The following is a 20,070-nucleotide window of genomic DNA, read 5'->3' on the forward strand; positions in this document are numbered from 1 at the left end:
GTCAGCGACTATTTGTGATCAATGGATAGGCCGCCTCATTGTCCTGAATCAGAAGCGCTCGTTGGTCGACTTTCATGTCCGAGAAAACTTGTTCCTGACCATTGGGCCAATGGACGATGGCTGAATCGATTCGACCAACGTTGCCGAGACCGAATGACAAAACCGCTTCGTTGCGACAGAGGTAACCATCGCCGGACGTTACCCAACCTGTCCAGGATTGATTGCCCGATTTCAATTCGACCCGAGCGCCGATCGCGTCACGCTCACACACGGTGCCGACCAGTTGAATCTGTACCCAGTGGTTACGGGTTGGTGTTTGGTTGATTAATAACGCTGAAGGTGTTTCCAAGTGCGTGACGACAAAGTCGGATTTGCCGTCCTGATTGAAGTCGAGCCTCGCCAACGCGCGGCCGACATGAACGCCCGAAAAGTATGCCGATTCGTCTTGCACGGTCGTCAACTCGAAGCGGTTGCCACGATTAACAAACAACTGAGGCGGTTGTTCGAACGGTGAGCCTTCGATTCCGGTGTTTTCGACGTGACCGTTGGTGACAACGAGGTCCTGCCACCCGTCCAGGTTGTAGTCGATCGCCTGAGTGCCAAACCCGAGTACTTGGTAACTGTCATCGGCAAGATTGAACGTGATCGATCGATCTTGAAATGCGCCGCCTCGATTCATGTACAAGCGAGCCGAGGCATTCTCAAAGTTCGTGATGTGCAAATCGATTTCCCCATTTCGATCGAAGTCGCCTGCGGCGATCCCCATCGAGGCGGTACGACTGCCATCGTGACCGAGCGAACAACCTGAGATGGGTGCCCGATCCGTCCAGTCGCCTTGGGAGGTTCGCGACCAAAGTTGGTTAGGACGCACGTCGTTTCCGACATAAACTTGGTTGCCGAGAAAAGCGTCTGCCGAATCAAGATTCAGAAGCACTAATCCCAACCCGGTACTGCGTTGAGATTGGTCATGGCTGATAGGCATCACATCGCGTTCGCCACGTCCATCGTTAACAAGTACTCGGTCCATTCCGGGATCGTAGGCGGACGGAGCGACGATCTCGATTCGACCTTGTTCATCGGTCGTCGGCTTCACGTCGTAGTCGGCGTCATGCACGTAGGTTTGTTCATAAATGTCCGGAAGATGATCGCCCGTCAAATCGCCCATGCCGAGTGACGAGGTCACCAATGTCAGGTCATCCGTCGGATCGGTCGCTTGAGCTCGAAAGGTTCCGTCGCCGCAATTGATCAACAACTCATTCACACCCAAACAACCCACCACCAGATCCGGAAAGCCATCCTGGTTCCAATCGCCGGACGTTACCCCGGTCGAATAGCGTTTGAGTGTCACGCCTGCGGATTCGGTCACATCATCAAGGCGTTCGGAAACGTGCCGAAAAAGTTGGTTCGAAAGCTCGCCGGCGAGTGTCGGCGGTGATGCACCACCTTGTGCAAAATACAGATCGCACAGGCCATCGAGATCAAAGTCCACGACCGCAACGCCGCCACCCATCACTTGATAGATCGTCAATCCTGCCGCAACGGGTTCGGAAGCCAGACGGTACGTGTGCGACAATCCGATCTCGTCGGCGATGTTCCTAAAGACCGGCGTTTCCACTTCACCGACTTCTGACAGTGTCTTGGCGGATGCGAGTCCGCCGGATTCATGTTCAAGCAGGGTGGGTTTAGGGAACGATTTCAAATCAAGGTTGACAATACGTTCGGATTCGCTTGGAAAGGCATCTCCCGATTTCACCAGCGAGAGACGCTGCTCGTTTAGGCGGCGAAGGTCGGCTTGGTCGCCATCACGAACATACAATCCGATCGATTTCCACATCACCGATTCCAATGGGCGATCAAGCTTTTCGAGTCCGTCGGCGATCTGGTTCAGGAGTTCTAAATCGGGTGAAGATTGCTGACCGACCTGATTACTGCACAGCGTCACGGTCCGCAAGAGTTGATGTCGATCATCCCATTTTTGGGCATCCTCGTGGCGATTCAGTGCTGTCAACGCAAGATGGATTCGGCGATACGATCTTGCGTCGGTCCAATCTCGCTGTACCGCTTCGGCGAGCGCACGGACTGACTCATCGAAACGCTGCTGATTGAGCAACCATGCACCGAGTGCAGCCCAGTATTCAGCTTGTTCGCGGGTGGCGTCAGTGACATTGTTTAGCCACCTTAGGAACCGCTGGTCTTGTTGAGATTCGGCGAGGCATCGTCCAAACAAGGCAGAGATCGAAGGCGGAACGTCGCCACCATTGACCGATTCATCCAACAGATCGGCGGCGACAAGAAACTGCTCTTTGGAAAAGCAAATCCTCGCCTCGCCCCAATCGCCGATGGGGGTAAATTCGCGTGCCCTTTTGTGTTCGGCATTGCCGGTTGATTCATCGTAGATCGCATCGCTAAGGACCATCAATGCGTGCAATTCATCTTGTCGGACGTCACCGAGTTCGCACAGCTTTCGCAAATGCTTGGCGGCTTCGTGTCGGCGACCCTGCCGGTTCAATAAAGCGGCCAGTTGGCGATGAGCATAACTCGATGACGGAAGCTTCAAAACCAAATCGGCATAGCGAGCGATTGCGTCATCGTATCTCTTCGAGTTCACGCAAAGGTCAGCGGCACGGCCTCGAGCGGGAATGCCGAACTGAGGATGATCTTCGGGGATGGAATCAAGCAAACTGATCGCGTCATCAAGTTGCCCTAATGCGACATCGACCGCTGCTAGATCAAATTTAGCGGCGGCATGTTCGGGTTGGAGCACCAAGACATCGCGAAGGATGCGGCTCGCCTCGTTATATAAACCAGCCGCAATTTGTTTTTCAGCAAGATCGATTTGCCGGTCGAGATTCGCATCGTCGAGAATCTTGGCGGGAATCTCAACGGAGATCTCGTCGGGCAAGGCAGCGACGGACGATTCGGAAAACTCAACCGGTGATTCCGGATGCGAAGGCGTCTGAGACGACGGAACGCAACCGCCGGGAACAAGCAATGCTGCCAATCCAAGCATCCCTCCGAACCGGCCGACACGGAGGCCGTTGGCCTCCGGTCGGCGTTTTCGATTCGACGGTGCGATCATTGAATTCACGAAGAATCGAATCATTCAAAGAGTGACGACGTTTCCTTGCCCCGTATCGTACCGGCGGCACCCCAAACGCCGTAAGGGCTTTCCTCACCCAGACCTCGGTCACTCGGGCCGATGGGCAAGGCGTTCTGATTGCCGGTATCGATCGAATCAGTAATGAACTTGACCGCACCGTCGGCCATCAACACATGGCATCCACCTTGGTGACGGCTGGAAGCACCCCACATACCGTGGTTGTCCCACCAACGCATCACGTTGTAGCTATTGGGAGGACGAATGGTATGGAATCGGCTGGATTGTTCACGACCACTGGTCCACATTCGGCCCCGACCACGATCACGTTCGGGAACATTGAACTCCCCGTGTTCGAAGGTATAGAATTGAGGCCGCTGAGGATCGATCGCCGGCGTTGCGGCGGCGTTGTTGGCCCAAGCACCAGGTGCCGTCGAATGAACCGCATCGCCCGCGCGGATCGCGGTACCGACAATCTCCTTTTGGCCGTTGTCGACGACGATTTCGCCAGCCATGATCGTATTGGCAGTACCGTCCAGGATGTCGCGAAAGCCCGTAAAGTGTTTTGCGGAAAAAACGCCTCGGGAGAATCGTTTGGCGTTACGTTCGCCCCAAACCGGGTCAGCATGGGAATTTCCGTTGTCTTCGATTCCCACGTGCGTTTGTTCCCAAAACGAATCGCCGTGACATGCCGCATAGTTCGTGAAACCAATGCTATCTGCGGTGGGCAATTCCGGATCGCTGGGGCAACGATACGAGCCAACATTCGTGAACCAAGGCCGATAGTTTGTGTTCCAAGGAATCCCACCCATGGGTGGAAACGGAGTCGTGCGAGCCGAGCCGTCGCGATTGGTCGCCAGCGGGTTGCTAATCTCTTCCCACAGGGCCTGTTGCTCGATAAAGGGCAACACGCCCACGAGCCAACTCAATTGTTTGAAGTTGCACTTATCCGCGCTCCAAGTGCCTCCAGAATCCTCGGTGCCGCCGAAGTTCATTGGCAGCATGTTGTAGGCCGCATGATAATTGTGCATTCCCAAACCGATTTGCTTGAAGTTGTTACTGCAACTCATCCGCCGCGCGGCTTCGCGAGCTGCTTGGACGGCCGGCAACAACAATCCTACTAACACGCCGATGATCGCAATGACCACCAGTAGTTCGACCAGCGTAAAACCTGATCGACGATGAAGAGCTTTCATTTGACTTTCGCCATTTATATGGGGATTAAAAAACACTCGCCGTCACATCGACGGCGTCTTGAAACTTGTGGTTCGTTGGACACACAAGTCGATTTCATGAACGGATGAGGAAACGTTCGTCCATGTATTGATTGTTCAATCGAGATCGCTCATAGACAATGAGATTCTGCACATTAATGATGAGCGATTTCACGCACGGCAGCTTGAGTGACCTTGATTGTCACCAACAACTGACACTACTACTTCTACTTCTATTGGGCTGTCTTGCGACGCTCGGCTTCGGACATCATTTCGGCACCTCGTTCAGCCATCCGATCTTCAACTGATTGATCGTAGGGCGTCACCGCGATTTCCGTTGTTTCGGTTCCACCGCCACAGCCGAGCATCGGCCCGGTAAGTACGGCGGTGCCGAATAAAATGAGAAAGTACTTTTGCATTGAGACGAAACTCCTAGTTTAGAAAAGGGGAAAGGGAGGGGTTCGGGGAGTTCAGTGATCCCCGATGCGTGGTAACTACGGCGACTCGATCGTGATCGCAACAAAAATCGGTGCGGTGATGTCGTCGCCCTTGATCAGTTCGATGCTCTGCAACGGCTGAGTCCGCTTGGGCACAATCTGCAGATAGCGGACTTGTTGTCCGTTGACGTTGAAGGCGAACTCAGACTCGGGAACGTCGACACGTCGGATGTAATCAGCGACGTGAACGCCGTTTCGCAATTCATGGTCTTCGACCACGTTGTCGGTGTAGTTCAATCGAACCATTGCCGTTAGCGATTTCTCTTGGAGGTACGGGAAACCCCATCCGCTCACGCCGCCCAAAATATGAATCGCGGCGGCCGGTGCGTTACAAACAAGCTTGACTTGCTCGGGCATCACGGGCGGCTTGGTGCCGTTGGGACCGTGCAGCAGGATCACGTTGGGAACGCGTCCGTCTTGTGGGTCGACCAGCGCGAAGGGAACGCCCTTGAAGGTTTTGGGCGACCAATCGGGAAAGACGATTCGGTCGGGACCGTCGTCGGTATCGCCGAACATGCCACGCGTGCTGACGGCAGTCGCGACGCCGGAGAACGAAAGCGGAGTGTACTTGCCGCGATGCGTCAAGAACTCCAACAGGTGCGTCATCTCTTCACGAGTGACTTGACTTTCAAACCCTTCGGGCATCAAAGACTTACCTGAAGAGTTGAGTTCTTCGATGTCTTCTCGCAAGATTTGATGACGTTTGCCTTGGACGTCGACCAGTTCGATCGATGTCCGCGATTCCCCACCGAGCATGCCGGTGATGACTTCGCCGTCAACAGTCAAGACCGTGAAGGTTCGGAAGTTGCCTTCGACACTTTGGTTCGGATCGAGGATATGAACGAGCAGTTCCTGCTTGGGGTGAACGGCCATTCCGGTCAAGTCCGGGCCGACGTTTCCGCCTTCTCCACCATGACGGTGACAAGTCGAACAAACCTTCTTGTAGATCGCCGCCCCAGCGGTGACGTCACCTTTTTGGTGAGCGACGGGCATCCATTCTTGAAGCAAGGCGGCGCGATTGGCGGATGGAACGCCTCCCGAGGCTGCCAGCAACTTGACCGCTTGTTCTTGAATCTTCTTGTCGGGATGGTTTCGCAACGCTTGCCGTTGATCGAGTGCCAAATCGGAAACCCGCAACTCTCCCTTTTCGATACTGTTGATCAGATCGGCGGTGGTCGTTGGTCGTGATAACAGCACTCGAACGGCGGCCTCACGAACGGTCGTGGTGGCTGACTTGGCTTTGTCGATCAGAGCGCCACCCAGCTCAGTACTACGACTCGACTTTAGCGCGTCCAAGATCCCAAGCGTCAGGGCTGGCGAAGTTTGAGGCGTCACGCTTTCGAGTAGGTCATCAATCACGCGATCACTCGTCGGTTGCATCGCGACCAATTGCCGCGCCGATGCGACTCGCGCTTCGTCGCGTAGCGAATCGTCCTGAACTTGCTTGAGCAGCGACTTGGTCAGTTCGTCAATTTTGTTCTCCAGCGCGTCGGTGCCCCACATCGCGGTGAGTTGGATCAGTCGACCTTGTTGGTCGACACTCAAACGTTCGAACATACCGACCAATTTGTCTTTGGCCGCCGCATCCAGATCGACTTGATAATCACTCGGCCATCCTGCGGTGATCCCATCGAACACACCGTTCGCGTTGCCCGCTTGAGTGCTTGCGATGGCTTCGACCAGTTTTCCGAGGGAGGATGCCGAGGGTTTGGATCGGGCAAAATGCTCGCCGACAACTGCCAAACGATCGATGACCGGACGCGGCAGCGCTCGGTCGGCGGCGTCGGCGAGCAGCACGGGCAGAACGCGATCGACGTGCGTCGCTGCGGCACTCGTCCAAGCATCGAGCAACCAGCGGTCCGAGGCGACCGATGTCGCCGAACGCGTCAACGCGACGATGACTTGGTCGCTGACATTGTCCGACACGTCGGCAAGCTTCAACAACGACGCCAAACGAACTTGTGGGTCGGTATCATTCAAGACGTCAGCTTGAACTAATGAATCGCCATCGGCAGAAGTATCGCCGAGTACACCGATCGCGGCTCGTCGAACACCTGCGCTGGGGTGCGACAAAGCTTGCCGAACAGCTCGATCGACGCTTTCATCACCGATCAAGTCGAGTCCATGCAGTGTCCACAAAGCGTGAATGGCACCCGCGTTCAGACCGATCGCATCGACTTGTTGGTCGGCAACGAGGTTTAATAAGGACTCAATGACATTTCGGCCGCGATTGCCTCGTTCGACCAGCACTCGTTGAGCCTGTCGTCGCCACAGCATCGTCGGATGTGCCAACGTGGCCACCAGTTCCGAAGTCTCGGCATCGCCCAGATCGGGAACTTGAGAATCAACCTGATCTGTGGCGGGCTCGGACACGACGCGATAAACGCGACCGTGTCGTTTATCACGCAGATCGGTCTCGTAAGCGTTGCCACGCCCGGTTTCAAATCCGTGTGGAGTGGGGTTGTGTTGGACGATGTAGTTGTACCAATCAAGAACCCAAACAAACCCGTCCGGGCCCACCTCGGCCATGATCGGTGCGGCCCATTCATCGTCACTAGCGACGAGATTGAATGGGCTGGTGCTCTTGAAACCGGCACCATCGGGAGTCAACACGAACGTCCCGACCAAGTGACCGGTCGGTCCGCAAACGAACGCGGTCCGGTTCCACCATGCTTGCGGATACTTCCGCGCCGTGTAGATCGAATGGCCGGCCGCAGCGGTATATCCGCCGTGATGGTCGACTTGGCGAACGTTCGGTGTGATCGGATCAAACTTATACGTATCCGAAATCATGCTCAGCGTGCTGGGCGACCAACCTCGGACCTGCTCGTAATATCGATTCGGAATCGTCAGGAAGTTGCTCGGGTTGTGGTTTGCCGTTGAACCAAAGATCAAACCCTCTTCGGTGATTCCCAATCCCCACGTGTTGTTATTGGTAGCCCGCATGAACTCGATCTTTTCGACTCGCAACGTGTGCTCGGAAAAATCAGCATCGCCTGCCACACGACCGATCGTCTCAACTTCACCCTTCGGATCGGCGGTCACGCGGAAACGCCAAAAGCCTTGACGAAAGCTTTGTTGCTTTTCGCCATTGATGACCGGCGTGGATGCGTTGTAGCCTTGCATCCCCCAGATCCAATTGTCCAAACCGTATTGAAAGTTGCTAACGCCGCCGTGCGTGTCGCCGATCGCCCAACCGGTGATCAACGATTGACGAAAGTCAGCTTGGTCGTCTCCGTCGATATCCTTTAAATAGATGGTCTCAGGTCCGTCTTGAACGATCACGCCGCCTCGATAACAAACCAACGTGGTTGGAATGCTGAGCCCTTCGGCAAACAACGTGAACTTGTCGGCGACACCATCGTGATTGGTGTCTTCGCAGATTCGAATGCGGTCACGGCCTCGACCTTTGGGTTGCAACTCATTGGGGTAGTCCATCGTTTCGCATACCCACAATCGACCTCGTTCGTCCCAAGTCATCGCGATCGGCTTGCCACCGAGATCGCCTTCGGCGGCCCATAGCTCGACTCGCATGTCTTGGGGCGTGACGTAACGCTTGGCGGATTCCTGCGGTGGCAATGGATCTTGCATCAAGGTTTTCGGCGCGCCCTGTTCACCCCATTTTTGACCGGCGGTGTAGTTGGGGATCTTGGCGCCGACGTCCGTGAACGTGAAGGGCTTTTCGCCTCCGGGTAGCGAGGTCATTTCCGGAACCGGAAATGCGCCGCGATCGATGAACGGGCCTGCTTCGGCCGGATCGCGTTTGGCCGTCCAGCGGATCCCACGCTCGACCAAGTTTTGAAAACCGGGGTTGGTCCAAGTGCGACCGTCGTGCCCCCATGCGGTGTAAAAGACGCGACCTTCCCCGTGCGTACGTACCCAAGTCCACGGCTCGCGGCCTTCCGCATCGGCGCGGTATTCAAGAATCGTTCGATTGACATCGTTGTGAAGATGATGGACGTAGGTCTCATCCCAACTTTCAAATCCGTCAAAGCCTCGCGTCAATTCATGATCACGCTTGGCAATGACCGTGCGAAACACACCGGTCCCGTGCCGTTGGAACTGAGCCCCCATCAAAGCGACGAGTTCGGGCGAATTGCGGAAGCAAAACGATGCACAGTGCAGTGGAACAAAGCCACCACCCCCGGCGACGTAATCGAGAATCGCATCGGATTGCTTGGGATCGATCCGGTCGATGTTCGCGTACACCGCCAACACGTCGTATTGACTCAACGTTGCCGGGTTCAGGTCGGCGACATCGATCGTGTAAGTCAGCTCGATGCCGTTGAGTGCGAGCGCCGGTTGCAGCTCGTCGAACCTGACCTTGGGTTGATGAGGACCGCCATCACCCAGGAAGAGAACTTCAATCGGATCGGCGGCGAGCACGGGATTGCCGAGCCCGGATAGGCCGAGCGTTAAGGTCGCAACGACAAATGCGCAGCGAAGGAGTGTTGTTGTCATATCAATCAAAATCAGGATGGGAAGGGTGTGGGTTGGGTCGGCCGATCTAAGCGGTCGCGACGGCAGATTTTTGCAACGCGAATTCGGGCAGACGAACAATTTCTCCGCCTCGCTGAGCCGATTCGTGGGCACAGATACCGACGCACGTCCAGTTCGCCGACGTCACCGCGTCCGGATACGGTGAACGACCATCGCGAACAGCGCTGATGAACTCATTGACTAGGTGCGGATGCGAGCCGCCGTGACCGCCGCCTTGCACGAACGACAAATGTTCCGCGTTATGAATCTCCTGCGGCAACGTGAACCGCCGAATCGATTCTGGCAGCAGGTGGGCGAAGTCTGGCACTTCGATTTTCTCGGCAATCTCATGCTCCGGCTTCTTGGCGGTATGCAGCACGTGTGGTTCGTTCTCGATCAGCGTCCACTCGAAACTCTTTTTCGTGCCGTAGACGTCGAAGCTCTCGCGATACTGGCGAGCGACGTCGAACAACGCCCGCCAAACGTGAGCGGTTAACTCGGAGTCTTGGATCTTGATGTGACACGATTCGACGGCGAACCGGTTGCCCGATTTCTCGGCAATGTCATCACGAACCCTGCCGGACCCGAAACAACTCACGTACTCCGCCAAGCCGTCGACCAACCCCAAACAGGGACTGACCACGTGAGTCGCGTAGTGCATCGGGATCATTCGTTCCCAGTACTCCGGCCATCCATCCATGTCTTGCGGGTGAGACGCCGCCAAGTGCTGGATCTCGCCCAGCTCGCCGCGATCATACATTCCCTTGATGAACAAGAACTCGCGACTGTAAACGACGGTCTCCGCCATCATGTACTTCAGCCCCGTTTGCTCAACCTTCTCGACGATTTGACGACACTCGTCGATCGTCGTGGCCATCGGAACGGTACACATCACGTGCTTGCCAGCATCGAGCGCACGCAACGACATCCACGCGTGATCCCCGATCGGGCTGTTGATATGCACGCAATCGATTTCCGGATCGCTGAGTACCTGTTCGAAGTCTGTGTACCGTTTGGCGATCCCGAACTGGTCGGCCATCTTATTCATTTCGACTTCGTTGCGGCGGCACACCGCCACCACCTCGGCATCGCCGTGGGCTTGATAGATGGGAATGAACTCGGCACCAAAACCAAGTCCGACCATTGCCATTTTTATTTTGTGTTCGCTCATTGGTTGTTCTCTTGTGGGTCAAGGCAACTCGCCCTATCGCCGAATAGCGTAAGGGGCTATTAACTGATGTAATCGTTGATTAAAGGAAATGTTAGGTCGTTTCGCATCGGGTACAATGAGAAAACGCACAATAAATATGAGATGTTTCACGTTGATTCTCGGCGTGAGAAATCCTTCTAAGTCCCCCGGAGTGTGAAATGAAATGAAGAAGCTTCACCATGTTGCTCTCCTGATCGAAACATCCAACGCGTACGCCCGGGGGGTGCTTGAGGGAATCGTCTCCTACATTCACGAACATGACCCATGGTCGATTTACCTGCCCGAACAAGAGAGGGGCGCGAAACCACCCTCTTGGATCAAGGATTGGCGTGGCGACGGATTGATCGTGCGAATCGAAACCGAAGAAATCGCCAAGACGATCAAACGCTTAAACAAGCCGGTCGTTGACGTCAGCGCCGCCCGCCGCGTCGAAGGCATTCCGTGGGTCGAGACGAACGACCACGCTATCGCGCAACTCGCCGTCGAACATTTCACTTCACGAGGTTTCAAGAATTTAGCGTTCTGTGGTGATCCGGACTTTAACTGGTCGCGTTGGCGCGAAGAGGGCTTCATCGAAGAGACTCAAACGCGACCTGATTTGCATTGCAACTACTTCACCGCGACGTCGCGAACCCTCCCGCACTATTCGTGGAATCGAGAAAAGAATCGTTTGGCGAAATGGATCGAGTCGCTTCCCAAACCGGTGGGAATCTTCGCCTGTTACGACATCCGAGCCCAACAGGTTCTGGACATCTGCCGCGAACAAGCGATCGACGTGCCCGACGAAGTGGCCGTGTTGGGGGTCGATAATGATGAGTTGCTTTGCAACCTCTGCTATCCGCCATTGTCGAGCGTCATTCCAGACGCCTATCGGACCGGACGAGAGGCGGCGAAGTTACTCGACCGGATGATGAACGGTGGCGAAATGCGTGAGGAACGCCATTTGATCGAACCTCTCGGCGTAGCAACACGGCAATCCAGCGACGTGCTGGCGATCGAAGATCCAGACATCGCGACGGCGATTCGTTTCATCCGTGAAAACGCCTGCGAGGGGATCAATGTCAAAGACATTTTGAAACAGGTTCCGATGACTCGGCGTGCATTCGAATTGCGGTTTCACGCATTGCTCGGACGAACCCCTCACCAGGAGATCATTCGCCAACGCGTCGAACGCGTCAAAAGGTTGCTGATTGAAACGGATCTACCACTGAAAACGATTGCCCGAAATACTCGTTTCGAACACGAGGAATACATGAGCGTCGTGTTCCGCCGGGCCACCGGCATGCCACCGGGGCAGTATCGACAATCTCGAAATCAATAGGACCGTTACAACCCGTACTTGGAACGGGCCGATTGTTGCGATCGTAACGGCCCGACGCAACGATCCGCTTGTGATGAACCGATCAAATAAGTCGATTGGTCTCATTTTACGAAAGCGGAGTATTCGATGAACTCATCAGATTTGCCTGGCACTTCCTTGCCCAGAACCCGCTTGTCTCGCTTATGCTGTTCGGCAGACGGGAAACACAGGATCTGTACAAGTTTGAGCCTCATGCTCGCTTTGACCACCGGATGCCATAACCTGCCCCACGCAGATCAGTCCGCGCCCGAGCCGACGATCTACTCACAGACTCGTGCCACATCCAATGCGATTCGGGCGGTCGAGAAGGCTCAGACCGTTGCTGCGAATGCATTCGGAACGCGTCGCGACATCAACGACACGCCGACGGCCGAGACATCCGTCAACGCCGCCTCGCCGATCGCATTGACCGCATTTGACGAATCGACGCTTGACGAATCACTGCTCGAAAGGGCGACGCTTGACGATGTAGCGGCTCCCGATCCGGCCGCGTTGGACATCGAACCGATCGTCCTCCAGCATCCGCAGGTACTCGAACAGGCTCATGCCCTTGAACAGCCCGTCGTCGGGTTCGACGCCATGTCGACCGGGATGACGCTTGAGGCGATCGAAGCGATTGCCCTGTCCAATAATCCGACGATCGCCGAGCTGGTCGCGACGACTCAAAAGGCGGCCGGATTTCGTCATCAAGTGGGCCTTTGGGCCAACCCGACATTGGGATACAACGCCACCCAACTCGCCGACGAAGGGACGGACCAACACACCGTTTTCATTTCGCAAACGCTCATCACGGCCGACAAGTTGGCACTCAATCGCAGCGTCCTTAACGAAGCTTTGCGAGCCCAACTGCTGCAACTCGAGGCACAAAAGTACCGAATCGCGACCGACGTCCGGATCACGTTCTACGAAGCGCTCGCGGCGCAGCGTCGGATCGAGTTGATTCGCGATTTCCGATCCGTCGTTGACAAGGGATTGGACATCGCCGAACAACTCAAAGAAGCCGAAGAGGGCTCGCAGTTGGAAGTGGTTCAGGCGAAAGTTCAGAAAAACGAAATCGAACTGGCGCTCAAGCAGGCCGAGATTCGATATCAAGCCGCTTGGCGTGAACTCGCAGCCTTCGCCGGCAATCCCGGTTTGGCTCCGATGCCATTGCATGGGAACCTGCCCAATGAAGAACCCTCGTTGGACTGGTCCGACGTCGCCGCCTCGACGACGGCGGCAAGTCCCGAGTATCAGGCCGCCTTGGCAAGGGTCAGCCAAGCTCGTGCGAACCTTTGCCGTCAACAGGTACAACCTATTCCAAACCTCGACGTGCAATTGGCCAGCGGTTACGACAATGGAACGAACTCCGGTCTGATCAATTTACAAATCGGTGCACCGATTCCGGTGTTCAACAAGAATCAAGGCAACATCGCTGCCGCGCGGGCCGAATACATGCGGGCGTCACGTGAGGTCGAGCGGATCGAAAACTCGATTCAAGCGAGACTGGCCGCTGTATCGCGTGAATACGATTCGTCGCTCGCAGCGGTCCAGCAATATGCCAGCGATATTCTTCCCAATGCCGAAGAAGGATTGAATCTCGCCGAACTGGCCTATCAAGCCGGTGAGACGAGTTTCGTTCAAGTGCTCGTCGCACGCCGGACGTACTTCGATACTAATCTGCAATACATCCGTTCGCAGGCCCAATTAGCTCAAGCCAAAGCTCAAGTCGACGGGTTCGTGCTGACCGGAGCTCTCGATTCCGTCGTCGATAACAGCGGCGACGACAGCTTGCGGGGCTTGACCTTAGGCCAGCAATAGTGGCCGATCTCGTCCGCAAACTTGACAAACGGTCGGGTTCGATTCACAATCCAGGCCTCCCGTTCGATCATCTTTGCCAATCAATTGATGAGATCCATTCTCGCCTCCCCGAATTTTCGCCAAGGCATCCAGCTGGTTTTGCTGGTTGTATTGATGTGGGTCGGACCGGTCCCGATCGGGCATAACCACTCCACCGCGATGGATTCGAGGTCGAGTGATCTTGATTTGGCTCAACACGTCTTGCTTCATCATTGCGGTGGAGTAAGCAACGAAATCGATTGCCATTGGCATCTTCACTGGGTTTTCCGAGGAGCCGGTTACGCCGGGATCAACGGGGAAGCCTCGGTCGTTCAGGCGATGTCGTCCCGGTCGGAAGTCGCCAATGCGTTGCCTGATCACGTTGATGTCGACGCGTCTCCAACTGGTTTTGTCGACGACGGGCTGAGCCGACCTCTGGAGCCAGTCGGTCGAACCTTGGCCGGCATGAATTGGCGCGTCGGCCATGCCGATGTGCGTCTCCTCGTTCCCACCATTTCGATGGTGATGCGCTGTTGAGCTGATCGGTGTCCACTACGGGGATTCTGCCCTGTGGTTGAAACCAACAGATGAATCAGCCTCTTGAAAGCCTTATGCGGCAACATCTCGCGATGGAATGATCGCTGATACCGCATGCCAGCCACTTATCGACCTGCCGCCAAAAGACAAGCTTCTTTTCGGATCGGCGCATCACTCACAATGGAGATCACTCATGAGTCCCAATGCAACCCCATCAGCGGATCTCGACGTTCGCACACCATCCCGTCGATCGCGAATCGTCGCAGCTATTTTGATTGCTTCAATAGCAGCGATCACCATCGCCGTGACCATTCGTCGTTTCGATGAGGATCGTCTCGAGGTCGAACGGAAACTCAATTCGGCAACCGAAATTGCCCCAACGGTCCCGGTCCAGTTCGCTAATTTCCAACGCCCCTCAAGCCCGACGCAAACACCGACTGAATCACCCGAAACGAGTTCGGAGACGATCGAGCTATCGCCGGATCGCTGGCAAGACTCCGGGATTGAGTTGCAGACCGTTCTCGCAAGTCCTTTCTCATCGATCGTCCGACTAACCGGCAAGGTATCGCTCAACCAAGACCGGGTCGCGCATATTTTCCCGATGGTCGAAGGCACCGTCGACAGCGTCTCGGTGGGACTCGGTGATCTCGTCGAGGCAGGGCAACTGTTGGCGACGATTCACAGCCGCGAGATCGGCGAATCAAAACTCAAGTTGTTTCAAGCACGCTTGCAACTGGAGATGGCCCAAACTAAGCACGAACTGCAAACGGAAGTTGCCCGCAATACGGAAGATCTAATCAAGGCGCTCCGCGACCAGATGCCGATTGAGAAAATTGAGTCGGAGTTTCGTAGTCGACCGATGGGAGAGTATCGCGAACGTCTCCTTGCGGCCTATTCCAACTACACGAAATCTCAAGCCGATGTTTCCCGTTTGCAAGGCATCACGATGTCCGGTGCGGTATCGGGAAAATCGCTGTTGAACGCCGAAGCCAATCGGAACGCGGATCTCGCAACATTCCAATCACGACTGGAAGAAACGGCGTACGGACTCCGGGTATCGACGTTGCTCTCGTCGCACTCCCTCAAGGAAGCCGAAACGCAAGCCGCTGTCGCCGAGACGACCCTGCACATCTTGGGCGTTCGTGATGAAGAACTGCAGTCGATCGATCCCGCAGCGCAGGGCGAAGCGATCTCACACTATCAGCTTCGCGCCCCATTCGACGGGACCGTTCTAACCAAGGACGTCGTCTTGAGCGAGCAGGTCCGTCCGGATGTGATGCTGCTGAGTATCGCCGACCTGTCGACGGTGTGGATCTTGGCCGATTTGTATCAAGAACACATTCCGCTGCTCGGATCACTTGACGATCAAACGATCCAACTGCGCAGCGAGTCGTGGCCAGATCAGGTTTTTGAGGCCAAGGTATTCTTCGCCGGCGAAACAATGGACGAATCCACGCGAACGATCAGCATGAGAGCGATCGCCGATAACGCGCAACGTCTGCTGAAACCGGGCATGTTTGTGAGCGTTGAACTTCCGGGAACCGCCGAACAAGAAGTACTGCAAGTCCCTATCGCGGCCGTCCAGCAACACGAAGGTCAAAAGTTCGTCTTCGTTCATCAAGGCAACGGTCGGTTCAAACGTCGTGATGTTGTAGTGGGACGCGGCAACGAAACGACGACCACGATTCAAGAAGGCATTTCGTCCGGCGAATCCGTCGTCGTTCAAGGCGGCTTCATTCTGAAGTCGCAAATGTTGGCAGATCTGATGGGGGAAGAATAAGCATGCTCAACCACATCATTGATTGGTCGCTCAACAATCGTTTTATCGTGATGCTTTTGTCGCTCGTCATCCTCGGATCGGGGGTGTTCGCCGCGATGACAATCCCGCTCGACGCGGTTCCCGATTTGACCAACGTTCAGGTTCAAGTCCTCACCAATTCACCCGCGCTCGGCCCGGTGGAAGTCGAGCAGTTCATCACCTTCCCGGTCGAGAACGCGATGAGCGGCATCCCACGAATCGACGAGATTCGCTCGATCAGCCGCTTCGGATTGTCGGCCGTCACGGTGGCGTTCGAAGACGGAACGGATATTTATTGGGCAAGAAACCTCGTCAACGAGCGACTGTTGCAGGCCCGCGAAAACATCCCACCGGGCATGGGCACGCCATCACTCGGGCCGATCGCCACCGGAATGAGCGAGATTTATCAATTCGAAGTTCGCGCCGAACCGGGCAGCGGACACAGTCTCACCGAACTCAGAACAATCCTCGATTGGCAGATCGCGTTTCAACTCCGCAGTGTTCCTGGCGTGATCGAGGTCAACACGTTCGGCGGTGAATTAAAAACCTACGAAGTCCAGGTGGATCCCGATCGATTGAAAAACTACGGCGTGTCCCTCACTGACGTATTCACGGCTCTCGAAGAAAACAACGGGAACGCCGGCGGCGGTTATATCGCTCACGGTTCTGAACAACGATTGATCCGTGGCGAAGGCTTGATCGAATCGCTTGAAGATATTCGTCTGATCGTTTTGGACAGCCGGGACGGTGTGCCGATCCGGATCTCCGATGTCGCGGACGTGAAGTTCGCGCCGATGCTTCGACAAGGAGCGGTCACCCGCGACGGAAATCGCGAAGCGGTGATCGGTATGGTGATGATGCTAATGGGCGGGAACTCGCGGCAGGTGGTCGCCGATGTCAAAGCCAAGATTGCCGAGATCAAGAAGACACTGCCCGAGGGCGTCACCATCGACACATTCTATGATCGCACCGAACTCGTGTCCAAGACGATTCACACCGTCGCCGAAAACATCGGCGTGGGCGTCGTCTTGGTGATCCTAATGCTATTCATTCTGCTCGGTGACGTGCGTGCCGGATTAATCGTCGCTGCCGCGATCCCGTTGTCGGCGATGTGCGCATTGATCGCGATGCGTTACGCAGGCGTCTCGGCCAATTTGATGAGTCTCGGAGCGGTCGACTTTGGTGTGATCGTCGACGGAGCGGTCGTGATGGTCGAGAATTGCGTCCGCCGGGCAACCCAGTACCAGAAAAAGCAGGGCGGCAATCACGTTCCCGAACACGTCTTTCGAGAGTCCGCCAAAGAGGTCGCCAAACCGATCCTTTTCGCCGGCATCATCGTCATCATCGTGTTCATTCCCATCTTGAGCCTGCAGGGCATGGAGGGGAAAATGTTCCGACCGATGGCGTTCACATTCATGACCGCTTTGACTTCGGCTTTGGTTTTGTCGGTCACCGTGATGCCGGTTTTGGCTTCGCTCTTTCTCGCCCGGCACGTCAAAGAAACCGAAACGTTTGTGGTGCGTTGGCTCAAGAGCGCCTACCAACCGATGCTCGCGTTTGCCATGCGGACACCCGTGTTGATGATGAGCGGTTCGGTCGCCGCGTTCGCGATCAGTGTCTTCCTGGCTTCGGGCTTCGGAGTCGAGTTTGTTCCCAAACTTGACGAGGGTGACTTGGCGATCCAAGCGACTCGCCTGCCGAGTGTTTCCTTGGAAACATCGATCGAGATGACCAAAAAGATGGAACGATGTCTGCTAGCGTTCCCGCAGGTCGAAACCGTGGTGTCGAAAACCGGTCGTCCGGAGATCGCCAATGATCCGATGGGTGTCTATCAAACCGACATTTTCATCCGGCTCAAACCGAATCCGCCAGAAGGCGAAACTCTTTCCAAACCCGAACTCATCGAAGCGATGCAGACCGCACTCGAGCAAGAAGTTCGAGGCAATGCTTACAGCTTCACACAACCGATCGAGTTGCGGGTCCAAGAACTCGTCGCGGGCGTGCGATCGGACATCGGATTGAGCCTTTACGGTGACGACTTGGATGTCTTGAAAGTCAAGGGCGACGAGATCGCCAAAGCACTCAACCAAGTATCCGGTGCTGCGGACGTGGCGGCCCAGCAGATCGCCGGTTTGTCCTACATGCGTGTCAAACTGCGCCGCGATGCCTTGGCCCGATATGGGATTGACGGTCGCGACGTCCTCAACGCCATCAGTACCGTCGGTGGTGTGCAAATCGGCCAGGTGTTCGAAGGCCAGCGACGGTTCCCTCTCCAGGTTCGATTGCAACCTCAATGGCGAACGAGCACCGACCGTTTGAGCGAGTTGAGAATCGACGATCCGGAGGGAAAACCTATTCCCTTGTCGCAACTTGCCCATATCGTCATGGAAGACGGCCCCGTCGAGATCAGCCGTGACGCCATTCGTCGACGCCTCTTGATCCAATGCAACGTCCGCGGACGCGATTTGGCCGGGTTCGTCGCCGAAGCTCAGTCGGTTGTGGACCGAGATGTCAAGTTACCAAGCGGTTACATGCTGCGGTGGGGCGGCCAGTTTGAGAATCTGCAGCGTGCCAGCGCGCGTTTAGCGATCGCGGTTCCGGTAGCGTTGTTTTTAATCTTCGCGTTGCTTTACATGACGTTCAACTCGACGAAACTGGCGCTGTTGATCTACCTCAACGTCCCGATCGCCGCAACCGGTGGCATCTTAGCCCTGTGGTCTCGCGACATGCCGTTTTCGATCTCCGCCGGCGTCGGCTTCATCGCTCTGTTCGGGATCGCGGTGATGAACGGGGTCGTCTTGATCGAACACATCCGTCACTTGCGACATAGCGGCGATTCGCAAACCGACGCGGTCGTTAATGGAGCGATGGATCGACTCCGTCCCGTTTTGATGACGGCATCGTGTGGCGCACTCGGTTTCATTCCCATGGCCATCTCGGCAAGTTCAGGAGCCGAAGTTCAGCGTCCCCTGGCAACGGTCGTCATCGGTGGATTGATCACGTCGACCATGCTCACGCTCCTGGTCCTACCGACGATCTACCGCTGGTTCGAACCGAGTGAGGAATAGGTACCGTCTCCGTTTACGCCGGTCTGATCGAGCGGCACGTTTACTATGCCTGCAGCATGTACGTCGACCAACTGTCCCCCGGCAGCAATTATGCTCTGGCGTCCCCGTCGATCTCGATCTGCCTGCTCGAGATCTGCCTGCTCGATCGTGTGCTTTTTGCGAAATCAGAGCAGCCACACCATCGGTTCCGAATGATCGATCGCAAGAGCGGCAAGGAGTTATCCAACGCGATCGAAGTCCACACGGTAGAATTTCCACGATCGAAATCATTTCCGCCAAAACGGAGAACAAACAAATGTACGACCAACGCGAAAAAGCCCACCGAGACTACGAATGGGCCACCTCCGGCGCCCGTGAAGAAGGACGACCGGGAGGCTCACGCCGGGGTCAGGTTGGGTTTTCGCGACCGGGAGGCTCGCGCCGGGGTCACGACCGGGAGGCTCGCGCCGGGGTCAGGCTGGGTTTTCGGTTTTCGCGAGTCACTGCCGGGAGGCTCGCGCCGGGGTCAGGCTGGGTTTTCGGTTTTCGCGAGTCACTGCGAGGCTGGGGAGGCTCGCGCCGGGGTCAGGCTGGGTTTTCGGTTTTCGCGAGTCACTGAGTTACCGCACTGACGCGACGAAGTCATCGCGATCTTCCAGCACGATTCGGTTTGCAGGGGAGGCTCGCGCCGGGGTCAGGCTGGGTTTTCGGTTTTCGCGAGTCACTGGGTTCCCGCACCGACGCGACCAAATCATCGCGATCTTCCGGCACAATTCGGTTTGGCATATCCGGGGAAATCGTCTAGACCTCAATCAAGCGACTGCTGACTGAGGTTTTGGCTGAATTTTGGCGTTCAGTACAGGCGGACCGGGGGCTCGGCTTGGTATTGGTTCGTGATCGAATTGGCATGGCGGTGGTCTTTCGTGGCTGGGTGGTTGCGGCGGTACTGAAGCATCCAGACTTCAGCTTCAACGTGCGTTGTGCAGTCAACTTCGCAGCGGCATCGAGACGTG

At 55.9% G+C, this 20,070-nt stretch carries 11 protein-coding genes; 6 read left to right on the forward strand and 5 right to left on the reverse strand.

Annotated features, from left to right (window positions below):
- Position 1 precedes the first annotated feature (1 nt).
- The 5 genes from Pla100_RS20360 to Pla100_RS20380 all read right to left on the reverse strand — a co-directional run bounded on the left by Pla100_RS20360 (position 2) and on the right by Pla100_RS20380 (position 10,458).
- Positions 2-3,079 (reverse strand): FG-GAP-like repeat-containing protein, encoded by a 3,078-nt coding sequence (locus Pla100_RS20360; RefSeq protein WP_231603288.1) that lies wholly within the window; start codon positions 3,077-3,079, stop codon positions 2-4.
- A gap of 20 nt (positions 3,080-3,099) precedes the next feature.
- Complete coding sequence (locus tag Pla100_RS20365; RefSeq protein WP_146579562.1) at positions 3,100-4,293, reverse strand: DUF1559 domain-containing protein; 1,194 nt, start codon at positions 4,291-4,293, stop codon at positions 3,100-3,102.
- Between the two features lie 251 nt (positions 4,294-4,544).
- A complete protein-coding gene (locus Pla100_RS20370; protein ID WP_146579564.1) occupies positions 4,545-4,730 on the reverse strand; it encodes a hypothetical protein in 186 nt (61 codons plus the stop codon).
- 75 nt (positions 4,731-4,805) lie between these two features.
- Positions 4,806-9,269, reverse strand: coding sequence for a PVC-type heme-binding CxxCH protein (locus tag Pla100_RS20375; protein ID WP_146579565.1), 4,464 nt, complete (start codon positions 9,267-9,269; stop codon positions 4,806-4,808).
- A 46-nt stretch (positions 9,270-9,315) separates the two neighbouring features.
- The gene (locus tag Pla100_RS20380; RefSeq protein WP_146579567.1) at positions 9,316-10,458 is read right to left on the reverse strand and encodes a Gfo/Idh/MocA family protein; all 1,143 of its coding nucleotides are present in this window, start codon (positions 10,456-10,458) and stop codon (positions 9,316-9,318) included.
- Positions 10,459-10,660: 202 nt separating this feature from the next.
- On the opposite strand from Pla100_RS20380, the gene Pla100_RS20385 reads away from it, so the two are divergent.
- From Pla100_RS20385 to Pla100_RS32465, 6 genes are all read left to right on the forward strand, one after another.
- Entirely contained in the window at positions 10,661-11,818 is a 1,158-nt protein-coding gene (locus Pla100_RS20385) for an AraC family transcriptional regulator (protein ID WP_146579569.1), read from the forward strand.
- 231 nt (positions 11,819-12,049) lie between these two features.
- Positions 12,050-13,657, forward strand: coding sequence for a TolC family protein (locus tag Pla100_RS20390; RefSeq protein WP_146579571.1), 1,608 nt, complete (start codon positions 12,050-12,052; stop codon positions 13,655-13,657).
- Positions 13,658-13,744: 87 nt separating this feature from the next.
- The gene (locus Pla100_RS20395; protein WP_146579573.1) at positions 13,745-14,212 is read left to right on the forward strand and encodes a hypothetical protein; all 468 of its coding nucleotides are present in this window, start codon (positions 13,745-13,747) and stop codon (positions 14,210-14,212) included.
- Positions 14,213-14,405: 193 nt separating this feature from the next.
- Positions 14,406-15,992, forward strand: a complete 1,587-nt coding sequence (locus Pla100_RS20400) for an efflux RND transporter periplasmic adaptor subunit (protein WP_197168095.1) — start codon at positions 14,406-14,408, stop codon at positions 15,990-15,992.
- Positions 15,993-15,994: 2 nt separating this feature from the next.
- On the forward strand, positions 15,995-19,078 hold the full coding sequence (locus tag Pla100_RS20405; RefSeq protein ID WP_146579577.1) for an efflux RND transporter permease subunit: 3,084 nt from the start codon (positions 15,995-15,997) through the stop codon (positions 19,076-19,078).
- Positions 19,079-19,104: 26 nt separating this feature from the next.
- On the forward strand, positions 19,105-19,689 hold the full coding sequence (locus tag Pla100_RS32465; RefSeq protein WP_390620631.1) for a PD-(D/E)XK nuclease family transposase: 585 nt from the start codon (positions 19,105-19,107) through the stop codon (positions 19,687-19,689).
- Positions 19,690-20,070 lie beyond the last annotated feature (381 nt).

The sequence above is a fragment of the Neorhodopirellula pilleata genome (genome assembly GCF_007859915.1).
GTDB lineage: Bacteria > Planctomycetota > Planctomycetia > Pirellulales > Pirellulaceae > Rhodopirellula > Rhodopirellula pilleata.